At 70.7% G+C, this 10,107-nt stretch carries 10 protein-coding genes and 1 pseudogene; 3 read left to right on the top strand and 8 right to left on the bottom strand.

Annotated elements, in window-relative coordinates; translation table 11 throughout:
* Positions 1 to 59 precede the first annotated feature (59 nt).
* Genes JS521_RS28255 through JS521_RS28265 form a run of 3 tightly spaced genes read left to right on the top strand, consistent with a single transcriptional unit; the run spans position 60 to position 2,985 of the window.
* Entirely contained in the window at positions 60 to 1,661 is a 1,602-nt protein-coding gene (locus JS521_RS28255) for a 4-coumarate--CoA ligase family protein (RefSeq protein ID WP_205085794.1), read from the top strand.
* Positions 1,658 to 2,392, top strand: coding sequence for an enoyl-CoA hydratase family protein (locus JS521_RS28260; RefSeq protein WP_205085795.1), 735 nt, complete (start codon positions 1,658 to 1,660; stop codon positions 2,390 to 2,392). The genes JS521_RS28255 and JS521_RS28260 overlap by 4 nt, the downstream gene beginning before the upstream one ends.
* Positions 2,380 to 2,985: a TetR/AcrR family transcriptional regulator gene (locus tag JS521_RS28265; protein ID WP_205085796.1), complete on the top strand. Its 606-nt coding sequence runs from the start codon at positions 2,380 to 2,382 to the stop codon at positions 2,983 to 2,985. Before JS521_RS28260 ends, JS521_RS28265 begins: the two co-directional genes overlap by 13 nt.
* A gap of 65 nt (positions 2,986 to 3,050) precedes the next feature.
* Here JS521_RS28265 and JS521_RS28270 read toward each other — a convergent pair whose 3' ends face one another.
* The 8 genes and pseudogenes from JS521_RS28270 to JS521_RS36915 form a co-directional block, all read right to left on the bottom strand.
* On the bottom strand, positions 3,051 to 4,352 hold the full coding sequence (locus JS521_RS28270) for a YrhB domain-containing protein (protein ID WP_205085797.1): 1,302 nt from the start codon (positions 4,350 to 4,352) through the stop codon (positions 3,051 to 3,053).
* A gap of 1 nt (position 4,353) precedes the next feature.
* Positions 4,354 to 4,659 (bottom strand): YrhB domain-containing protein, encoded by a 306-nt coding sequence (locus tag JS521_RS28275; protein WP_205085798.1) that lies wholly within the window; start codon positions 4,657 to 4,659, stop codon positions 4,354 to 4,356.
* Positions 4,660 to 6,366 carry a putative T7SS-secreted protein gene (locus JS521_RS28280; RefSeq protein ID WP_205085799.1) on the bottom strand — a complete coding sequence of 569 codons (1,707 nt, stop codon included), beginning with the start codon at positions 6,364 to 6,366 and terminating at the stop codon, positions 4,660 to 4,662.
* Positions 6,366 to 7,022 (bottom strand): hypothetical protein, encoded by a 657-nt coding sequence (locus tag JS521_RS28285; protein WP_205085800.1) that lies wholly within the window; start codon positions 7,020 to 7,022, stop codon positions 6,366 to 6,368. The genes JS521_RS28280 and JS521_RS28285 overlap by 1 nt, the downstream gene beginning before the upstream one ends.
* Before the next feature lie 9 nt (positions 7,023 to 7,031).
* Entirely contained in the window at positions 7,032 to 7,634 is a 603-nt protein-coding gene (locus JS521_RS28290) for a hypothetical protein (RefSeq protein WP_205085801.1), read from the bottom strand.
* Between the two features lie 136 nt (positions 7,635 to 7,770).
* Positions 7,771 to 8,178 (bottom strand): nuclear transport factor 2 family protein, encoded by a 408-nt coding sequence (locus JS521_RS28295; protein ID WP_205085802.1) that lies wholly within the window; start codon positions 8,176 to 8,178, stop codon positions 7,771 to 7,773.
* A gap of 75 nt (positions 8,179 to 8,253) precedes the next feature.
* Positions 8,254 to 9,495 carry a serine hydrolase domain-containing protein gene (locus JS521_RS28300; protein WP_205085803.1) on the bottom strand — a complete coding sequence of 414 codons (1,242 nt, stop codon included), beginning with the start codon at positions 9,493 to 9,495 and terminating at the stop codon, positions 8,254 to 8,256.
* A gap of 348 nt (positions 9,496 to 9,843) precedes the next feature.
* Positions 9,844 to 10,107: pseudogene (locus JS521_RS36915) on the bottom strand (hypothetical protein); the annotation flags it as partial.

The raw sequence follows: 10,107 nt of genomic DNA on the forward strand, positions 1-10,107 counted from the left end.
CCGGCCCCCCCCCCCCCCCCGGGGGGGCCCCCGCCCCCCCGCGACGACAGGGGACCGCCATGGTGTTCCGCAGCGAGTACGCAGACGTAACGGCCCTCGACACGCCCATCCACGACGCGGTACTCGGCGAGGCCGCCGGGTTCGGTGACACCGTCGCCCTGATCGACGCGACGAACGGCATGTCCCTCACGTACGCCCAACTCGACGGCTTCCACCGGCGCATCGCCGCCGCACTCGCGGAGGCCGGGCTGAGGAAGGGCGACGTGCTCGCCCTGCACAGCCCGAACACCATCGCCTACCCGGCGGTCTTCTACGGGGCCACCCGCGCCGGGGCCTCCGTCACCACGGTCCACCCACTGGCCACGCCCGAGGAGTTCGCCAAGCAGCTCGCCGACAGCGGGGCGAAGTGGATCGTCACGGTCTCCCCGCTCCTGGCCACCGCCCGCCGCGCGGCCGAACTCACCGGCGGCGTACGGGAGATCTACGTCTGCGACCAGGCCGAGGGCCACACCTCGATCCTGGACATGCTGTCCTCCACCGCCCCCGAACCGGAGGTCGCCATCGACCCCGGCGAGGACGTGGCGGCCCTCCCGTACAGCTCCGGCACGACGGGCACGCCCAAGGGCGTGATGCTGACGCACCGGTCGATCGCCACCAACCTGGAGCAGCTCAGACCGTTCATCCCGATGGGCGAGGGCGACCGCATCCTGGCCGTCCTCCCCTTCTTCCACATCTACGGCCTCACCGCCCTGATGAACGCCCCGCTGCGCTGCGGCTCGACGGTCGTCGTGCTGCCCCGCTTCGACCTGGCGCAGTTCCTGGAGGCCATCCAGACGCACCGCATCTCCGGCCTGTACGTGGCCCCGCCGATCGTGCTGGCGCTCGCGAAGCACCCGCTGGTGGGGGAGTACGACCTCTCCTCGCTCCAGTACATCGTCAGCGCCGCCGCCCCGCTCGACGCCGAGCTGGCCGCCGCCTGTTCGGCCCGGCTGGGGGTGCCGCCGGTGCGGCAGGCGTACGGGATGACGGAGCTGTCGCCGGGCACGCACGTGGTGCCGCTCTCCGTCGAGCAGCCGCCGCCGGGCACGGTCGGCAAGCTGCTGCCGGGCACCGAGATGCGGATCGTGGCCCTGGAGGACCCGGCGAAGGACGCGGAGCCGGGCACGGACGGCGAGATCCTGATCAGGGGCCCGCAGGTGATGAAGGGCTACCTGGGCCGCCCCGACGCGACCGCCGACATGATCGACGCGGACGGCTGGGTGCACACGGGCGATGTCGGCCGGACGGACGAGGACGGCTGGCTGTACGTCGTCGACCGGGTCAAGGAGCTGATCAAGTACAAGGGCTACCAGGTCGCCCCCGCCGAGCTGGAGGCGCTGCTGCTGACCCACGAGCAGGTCGCGGACGCGGCGGTGATCGGGGTGTACGACGCGGAGGGCAACGAGGTCCCGAAGGCGTTCCTGGTCCGGGGGCCGGGGGCGGACGGGCTGACAGAGGACGACGTCATGACGTACGTCGCCGAACGCGTCTCCCCGTACAAGAAGGTGCGGCAGGCCGAGTTCATCGAGGCGGTGCCCCGGGCCGCCTCCGGCAAGATCCTCCGGCGCGAGCTGCGCGACCGCGAGAAGACGGATCATTCGGGAACATCGGAGGAGAAGTGACGCCGATCGTACGGACGTGGGACCGGGGCGTGGCGACGCTGACCCTGGACTCCCCGGCCAACCGCAACGCGCTCTCGGCGGTCCTGGTGGGCGCGTTGCGGGAGGCGCTGGCAGCCTGCGCGGCGGACGAGACCGTACGGGCGGTCGTGCTGACCCACACGGGGTCGACGTTCTGCGCCGGGGCGGACCTGACGGCGCCGCCGGACCCGGAGGCGTTCGTCGGGCTGATGCGGGAGATCGTGGCGCTGCCGAAGCCGGTGGTGGCCCGGGTGACCGGCCATGTCCGGGCGGGCGGCCTGGGCCTGCTGGCGGCGTGCGACATCGCGGTGGCGGGCGAGGCGTCGACCTTCGCCCTCACCGAGTCCCGGCTCGGCCTGGCCCCGGCGGTCATCTCCCTGACCCTGCTGCCGCGCCTGGACCGTACGGCGGCGAACCGCTACTACCTCACCGGTGAGCGGTTCGACGCGGCGGAGGCGGCCAGGATCTCGCTGGTCACGGAGGCCGCCGAGGACGTGGACAAGGCGCTCGAACCGGTTCTGGACGGTCTGCGGCGTGCGTCACCGCAGGGGCTGGCCGCATCGAAGGAGCTGGTCACGGCTACGGTGCTGAGGAGCTTCGACCAGGACGCCGAAGACCTCGTCGCCCTCTCCGCCGCGCTGTTCGCCTCCGACGAGGCGAGGGAGGGGATGACGGCCTTCCTCGAACGACGGGATCCGGCATGGGTGCGGTGACATCCTCCTCCACTCCTCAAGCGGTGCACGCGCCCAAGCAGGACCGCAGCCGGGCGACGAGGCAACGTCTCCTGGAGGCGGCGGTGGCCTGCCTGGCCGAACACGGCTGGGCGGGCTCCACCGTCTCCGTCGTCGCGAGCCGGGCCGGCGTCTCGCGCGGGGCGGCCCAGCACCACTTCCCGACCCGCGAGGACCTGTTCACCGGGGCGGTGGAGTACGTCGCCGAGGAACGCTCCGCCGCCCTGCGCGCGCTCCCCGTCCAGGGCCGCGCCGAGGTGGTCGCGGCCCTGGTCGACCTCTACACGGGCCCCCTGTTCCGGGCGGCGCTCCAGCTCTGGGTGGCCGCCTCCAACGAGGCCCAGCTCCGCCCGCGCGTCACGGAACTGGAGGCGCGGGTGGGCCGCGAGACCCACCGCATCGCGGTCGAACTCCTCGGCGCGGACGAGTCCCGCCCCGGGGCCCGGGAAACGGTCCAGGGCCTCCTGGACATGGCCCGCGGCCTCGGCCTCGCCAACCTCCTCACCGACGACACCGCCCGGCGGGCGCGGGTGGTGGCGCAGTGGGCGGCGCTGGTGGAGGAGGGCCTGGGGTGAGCCCCGGCGTCACAGGCGCGTAAGGCGGCGGCCTCAGCGGTAGCGGACTCGGCCGTACCGCGGGTTCAGCGGTAGCGGATCACGTGCAGCGTGTGGACTCCGGTCGGGTCGAAGGACACGGGTTCGTCGGACGAGCCGTCGAGGAGCAGCACGCCGTCCGCCGTGGTGAGTCCGTTGACCAGCCACCCCACGGCCTCGCGGCCCCGGCCGTCCGTACGGCGGATCCAGATCAGGGCACGGGAGCCGGCCGGGAAGGACGACAGTTCGTCCACCGCCGACGACCAGACCTGGTGGTCCGACGTCGACAGGACGGGCCCGAGCTGGGCGAGGGTCGAATCGAACCAGTCGGCACGGCCGGGCGGGGGCGGCGGCGGGAACGTCCCGGTGCCGGGGCGTCCGCCGGCGTCCCAGTGGGCCAGCCAGTTCCAGGGGTCCGCGTTCGGCAGACCGAACGGCTCGGAGGCGTCCTTCGGGACGACCAGCGTCGCGTCGAGCAGGGTGTCCTGCCAGCGCCCGCCCTCCAGATGACGCCGCGCGTCGCAGGAGAAGACCCAGCCCCGGCGCGTCTCGTCGCCGATGGTCGGACCGACCAGCTCCGCCTGACCTCCGTACGTGTTCTCCAGCCACAGCCGCGCCTTGGTGACCGCCGCCTCGAAGTCGTGCGCCTCCTGCTCCCACGGCCGGCGGGGAACCCTCAGCGCCTCCGGCAGAGCCCTGACGAGGACCAGCTCCCGCACCTGCTCGGTGTCCAGCCGGGCGAGGGAGGACGTCAGGCTGTCGAAGAAGACGACCTGCCCCTGGTGGTTGTGCGCGTAGACCAGATTGCCCGTCGCCTCCAGCCCGCCGATCTCGCGGCGCACCCACACAAGGCCACGGCTGTCGGGCCCGTGCTCCGCGACCGCCTTCACGATCTCGTCCCAGCTGTTCACGCTCACGCGCTCGAACTCGGGGAAGTACCGCCGGGTCAGCCTGCTCCACCAGCCGGGAGCCTCGTCCGAGGGCTGCCAGGCGAGCGCGGTGGCAGGGCTCTTGCCGATGGCCGAGTGCAGGGCCACGACCGCTCCACGGGCGTTGACCCTGCGCCCTTGGTTCTGGACCCGGGCGACGGCCGCCTCGTACGACGCGGCGGGCTCCAGGTCCGCGAGGGGCGCGCTCGGCGAGGGGTGGAAGGGGGAGCTGCCGTCCTTGGGGACGACGAGGGAGGACGCCAGCATCGGGGTGTGCGGGAACCCGGGCTGCTGCACGGTCCGGCAGGCCATGAGCCAGGCCGAGGGCGACTCGGCGACCGGGTGGGGCGCCGCCAGTTCCGCGAGCCCGCGGTAGGTGTGGGCGAGCCAGGCGGCGGCCTGCTGGTCGGGGCGGAGCATGCTACTGCCCTTTCTGGGGCGGCCAGTTGCCGGAGGCTTGGAGGGCCATGTATTCCGCCGGCGGCGGGAAGGTGGGGGCGAAGTGGGCGGCGGAGCCGTCGCGCGGAACGACGACCACGGAGGTGAAGGGGGCCTGAGCGAAATCCCCGGTTTCGATGTGTTCCTTGAAATCGAAACGCACGGTCCAGCCGTAGGTGAACTCGATGGCCGTCTCCGGGAGCATCACCACGGAGTCCGCCCGGTCCGGGTGACCCACCTTCTTCAGGAAATCGGCGGCGCTGAGCACGGCTTCGTCTCTGGTTACCATCTAGGGAACTCCATTGCGATAAGGGATGTGTCCGATGGACGTGACGTTTTTCTCCAGCATTCCCAGAGTTCCGCTCTGCCCATCGAGGAAAACGACGCCGTGCGGTGTGTTCACGGCGTTGAAAATATGGGCTGTGCCGTCGGGCCTACTCAGGTAGACGGCGCTTCTCGACCCTTCCCCGCGGGCCTGGAGATCGCGGATGATGTCATCATAACTATTGACGAAGTCGTAGTGTCCCTTAGCCCTGTCCTTCAAGCCGAGCTGCTCCGGCGGGATGTGGTCGCCGCCCGCCTTGGGGGCCGCACCGACCTCGATGCCGTCCATACGGCGATCCACGGTGACCGTATTGTGACTGCAGTTCATCGTGTATCCGTGGTGCCCGGTGTTGTTCACGTCCCTGAGCCAGGGATACTCGGAATCCAGGAACTCCTGAGCACGCTTCGGGTCGACCGAATCGTAGTGAATCGCCTTCTCTTTCACCGAATCGGTGCCGCGTGCCAGATCGCTCCACTTGGACGGCGTGGGGCCAGGAACGTTGTCTGCGTACTTCAGCCCGAGGCGGGTTCCACTGCGGGCGAATCCCGCTCCCTTCGTGCCGACGAGTTCGGGGAGAAGCCGGCCGACGAACTCGGAGGGATCCTTCTTGAACCCGTCCACCGCGGCCTGGACGACCCGTTCCGGGTGCGCCGCGGTGGACACCAGCCCGGACAGCGTCATGTTGACGTTCTGGACGTATGCGGCGGGGTGGGTGAGGTTGTAGGGGTCGAGCGGGTTGAGTCCCCGGGCGAAGTTGACGATTCCGGAGGCACCTTTGAGGACGCCACCGGCGACGTGGGTCAGCTCGGTGTTCACCGCCTGGTAGCCGTCGGCGATGTTGTCGCCGAGCCGGTCCAGCGGCGGGGGCTCGGCAGGAGCGTGCGCCAGCGCTTCCCTGACGCTGCTCCGGGCCTCCGCGGCAGCCGAGTTCCGCTGCCGGCGGGCCTCGGCCAGCTTGTCCCGCGCCGCCTCGATGTCGGCTCTGCCGGGATCCTTGAAGGGCTCCGGCACCGGGCCGGGATCCTGGTCGGCCTTGATCTTCGCGTTGTACGCGTCGATGCGCTGGTTGTACGCCTTCACCGCCTGCTCGGAGGCGAGCTTGCCCTCCTTGTAGAGGACGACGGCTTCCTTGGCCTGCGCCTGAGCCCACTTGACGGTGTCGGCATACCTGGACAGAGCCTTGCCGGCGGTCTCGCAGGCGTCCGACGCGTGCAGCCACTTCTTGGGCTGCATCTCGACCTTCTGGCGGAAGGCGTCGCCTGCCGCGCCTTTCCAGTGGGCGGAATCGAGACTGCGCATGCCCCGGCCGACCTTGTCGAAGGCCGACTGGAAGTCCGTGAGGTGCTTGGCGCTTTCGGAGATCTTGCCGGGATTGCCGTGGACCAGCTCATTGGCTTCCTCGGTCTGGCCGAGCTGCTGCTCACCAGGGGTGGCACCGAGGTCGGACGCGACGCCGTCCCCCCAGTCGTGGACGGCATCGGCGGCGCCGTGCAGACCCACGTGGTCCAGGCCGTCGCCGACCTTGTTCGTCCCCCAGTCGACACCTTCTCCGACGAGCCTCTTTCCCTCGTCGATGCCGTCCTCAAGTGCACCGAGTCCGTCGTTGATGCCGTCCTTGACACCGCCGCCGAGGTCCTTGAGGCCGTCGCCTATGTCGTCGAGTACGCCCATCAGCCTGCGCCTCCCTGCTGCTGTGCGGCCTCGGCGCGCGCCTCGGGAGAGGGGCCGAAGGTGTCGTCCAGCATGCGGTCGTACTCGGCGTCGGAGACACCCATGCCCTCGCGCAGGTTCTCGGGGCTGAGCCCCATCGGTCCGCCGATGGTCCGGGAGGTCATCACATCCCGCCCGGCATCCTTCCAGCCCTGCTCGATGTTCTCCCCGGCCCGCTCCCACGACTCCCGGCTGTAGTCGACGCCGCCGTAGGCGCCCGAGGTGGCGATGTCCTTCCAGCCCTGCTGGGTGACCTCGTCCTCGGAGGCGTACGGGTTGCCGATGGCCGCGTTCGTGACGACCTTGAAGGTGCCCTCGATGTACTGCTCGTTCTCGTAGAACGAGCCGGCGGACAGGCCCGTGGCGGTCGCTATTCCGTTGCCTTCGCTAATCAGGGAGCGGACGCCCCACTCCCAGCGCTCGCAGAACGACGAGAATTCCTGGGTGAGCCCTTCTTCGCCCAACTCCAGTCCGGAGAGAGCGATTTCGCTGAATCCGCGTCCCTGTCCGGCCTGGCCGACCATACCCAGCTCTTTCAACTCGCCGAGCGCTTCCGTCAGCCCCTTGGCTATCAGGTTCAGGCCCTGGGTCCTGAGGTCTTCGCCTCCCCCGCTCACGTGCTCCCTCTACCTTTCCGTGTAGGCGTCGATCGTGGCCTCGTCGGGCACGATTCCCTTGACCGGCGGGAGCACCAGGCCCTCCGCCCCGTCCGCGCAGTCCAGCGCCACCCCGCACGGCACGCCGGCCGCCGGAACCGCCACGTCCAGCAAGCGTGCACCGAGGACGGTCTGGTAACTCCACTCGCTGTGGAACACCCCTTGGGCCCGTGCGTAACGGGCAAGTGCCTGCTGGTCGGAGAAGGCGAGAATGAAGCGGATGCCGTTCATGTCGGCAGTCAGAAAGCCGCCTTCCGCGCCCGGTGACTGGCTGCTCCCCAGAGGCACCAGGACAGGGGTGGCCCGGAATTTCTCCAGCAGCGCCATGAACTCAAGCCGTCTGCCGGTGATGAGCGGATCCTCGCCCGGGGCGTCCCGCGCCGCGGTCGCCGCAGGCGGTGGCGTCGGAGGCCCCGGCCGCGGAGCGGACGAGTCGGCGGGAGGGCCGACCGGCACGACTTCCGGCGCGCCGGCCCGCTTCTTGACCGCGGCCATATCGGCATAATCCACCAGCCTCGGCCTCGAAGCGCCGACCTGCGGCTGAGCGCCGTCCCGACCCTCGTAGTCAGACATGGCGCACATCATCACATCTGCAATCCGGCCGGCACAACGTGCTTCTGCTCATGCCCTTTTCGCCGGACACGCGCCCGTCGACACGACTGCGCTTCGGCACTTCCGCCCTTCGGAGCCACCGCGCTTCGGCTGGGCCTCACGGGCCGGGGACGGGGGTGGCCTGGTGGTAGTACATCCGCCAGGCGGCCCCCGCCTCCCAGGGCCCGGCCTCACCGGGCTGCTTGCGCCACAGTGAGCTGCGGCGGGCCCGGCGACCGTCGATGCCCGACTCGTACGTGAGGTGCACGATCCCGGGGGCCAGGACGACCCCGGTCATCCCGGAGGGCTCGAAGCGGGGCCCGTCCCCGCCTGCGTCGCCGCCGTCCAGGCCGGGGAGGGCGGCGATCATCTCCTCGTACGTCCATCGTCGTCCCGAGGCCCCGACCTCGACGAACTCCGGGTCGAGGAGTCGCGCGGCGACCGACCGCGACGCGCGCACGGCAGGGTCCAGCAGTTGGAGTTCGGCGGCGATCGCCGCGTTCACGTCCGCAGCTTCCTGGTTCATCGGGTCATGGTCGCCGAAGAGACGGACGGGCCGTGGCCCCGGGGGTGCGCACCGGCACCCCCCGGGGCACGGAAGTCAGGGAGTGTTACGCCCCTGGGAGGCGCTGCCGTCGTAGACGTTGTCCGGGGTGGCGATCCTCGTGACCGCGCGGGCGAGCAGCGTGGACGGCTCCTGGCCCCCGCTCAGCGAGTCCGTGTTGATCATGATGACCATCGTGGCCTTCTGCGCCGGCAGGTAGACGGTCACCGTCTCGTACCCCGGCAGGGAACCGTTGTGCCCGATCCAACCGTCGGCGTCGAAGATGCCCAGGCCGTAGCTGAGCCCCGGGAACCCGGTCGGCAGGGTCTTGAGCCGCTGCGCCTGGGTCTGAGGGCTGAGCAACTCCCCGGTGGCGACGACCTTGGCCCACCGCCGCAGGTCGTGGAGATCGGAGATCATCGCCCCGGCGGCCCACGCCCAGCTGGGGTTCCAGTCCGTCGCATCCTCGGTCTCGCCGCTCAGTGTCTGGTCGGTGTAGCCGTGGGCGTGCGGCTCGGGGAACTCCGCCCCGGTCGGGAAGAGCGTGTTGTGCAGGTGGGCGGGGCGGAGCACCCGCTCGTGGATGACGCGGTCGAGGGGCTGACCGGTGACCTTCTCGATCACCAGCCCGAGCAGGACGAGGTTGGAGTTGGAGTACTGGAACTCCGCGCCCGGCTTGAAGGTGTTCTTGTGCTTCATGCCGTACGCGAGCACACCGCGCGGGGTGAACGAGCGGTACGGATCGCTCAGCAGGTCGTGCACGAAGTCGGCGTCGGCGGTGTACGGGAACAGGCCGCTGCGCATCCCGGCGAGCTGGCGGAGCGTGATCCGGTCGCCGTTGCGCACGCCGGGGACGTAGGCGGAGATCTTGTCGTCCAGCCTGACGCGCTTGTCGTCGACGAGTTCGAGCAGAGCGGTGACGGTGAACGTCTTGGTCTCACTGCCGATCCGGATACGGGTGTCGGCCGACATCGGCTCACCGGTGACCGTGTTGGCGACCCCGCTCGCGCGGACGTAGCTGCCCTTCCCCGGCATCCACAGCCCGACGACGGCCCCGGGAATGCCGGCCTGCTTTCGGACGTCCTCGATGGTCCTGTCCAGCTTGGCGGTCAGCGCGGGGTCGAGACCCTGCGGCGGACAGCCGTGCCGGTCGTGCCGGTCCTTCCCGCAATGCCGGTCGTGCTGGTGGGGGCCTGTGGCGGCGTGTACCGCAGGGGCGGGAGCCACGGCCATCGGGGCCAGGACGGACGCCGCGAGCAGCATCGCGGCGAACAGACGTCGGGTGGGGGAGCGTCGCATAAGAGCGTGCCTCTTCGGGGTCGGGAGGGAGGGAGCGGAGCGGACGGCAACGACACCACCCGCCCCAAGGGCTCCGCGCCGCATCCCGGCCGCGCCCCGGCAAGTCCACTCGTTCGGAGCCGCGCGGCACGGACCCGTCGGCCGCCGCGCTCACATCCGAGGCTTCCCGGCTCGTACGGTCATGATCGCCGACCGCCGGGTTCCGAGTGAGAACCACCAGAAGAAGGCCGGCCAGGTGAATAGGGCAGCTCTCTACCTCCGGACACCAGGAGGCGGTCGTGATGCCGGCCCCTGTCACGGCTCTCTTGCCCCTTCTCGTCCCGCAGGTCGGAGCGAACCCAGCTACTGCTAAGGGGGTTTGAGGAGGTCGCGGAGGTTGGCCATGTGGGCTTTGACGCCCGCGATCTCGGCGGGGTCGATCGAGGGGGCCCGGTCGCCCTCGGAGTGGGCGGCGCGGCAGGGGCGGCAGAGGCCGTCGGGGAGGGCTTCGGGCTGGCCGGGGCGGCCGCCGCCCCCCCCCCACTCCTCGACCCCCAGGGCCCTCTGGGTGATGTGGGGGGTTTCGCCCCGAAACTCGACGGCGAACTGCTCGCCGACGCCTCCGCGCTCGCC

The sequence above is a fragment of the Streptomyces durocortorensis genome, from assembly GCF_016901035.1.
GTDB classification, from domain to species: domain Bacteria; phylum Actinomycetota; class Actinomycetes; order Streptomycetales; family Streptomycetaceae; genus Streptomyces; species Streptomyces durocortorensis.

Excerpts from the sequence above, each read along its gene's own strand:
- JS521_RS28255 (WP_205085794.1), top strand. The coding sequence starts at position 60 with ATGGTGTTCCGCAGCGAGTACGCAGACGTAACGGCCCTCGACACGCCC.
- JS521_RS28265 (WP_205085796.1), top strand. The coding sequence starts at position 2,380 with ATGGGTGCGGTGACATCCTCCTCCACTCCTCAAGCGGTGCACGCGCCC.
- JS521_RS28270 (WP_205085797.1), bottom strand. The coding sequence starts at position 4,352 with ATGCTCCGCCCCGACCAGCAGGCCGCCGCCTGGCTCGCCCACACCTAC.
- JS521_RS28275 (WP_205085798.1), bottom strand. The coding sequence starts at position 4,659 with ATGGTAACCAGAGACGAAGCCGTGCTCAGCGCCGCCGATTTCCTGAAG.
- JS521_RS28280 (WP_205085799.1), bottom strand. The coding sequence starts at position 6,366 with ATGGGCGTACTCGACGACATAGGCGACGGCCTCAAGGACCTCGGCGGC.
- JS521_RS28290 (WP_205085801.1), bottom strand. The coding sequence starts at position 7,634 with ATGTCTGACTACGAGGGTCGGGACGGCGCTCAGCCGCAGGTCGGCGCT.
- JS521_RS28295 (WP_205085802.1), bottom strand. The coding sequence starts at position 8,178 with ATGAACCAGGAAGCTGCGGACGTGAACGCGGCGATCGCCGCCGAACTC.
- JS521_RS28300 (WP_205085803.1), bottom strand. The coding sequence starts at position 9,495 with ATGCGACGCTCCCCCACCCGACGTCTGTTCGCCGCGATGCTGCTCGCG.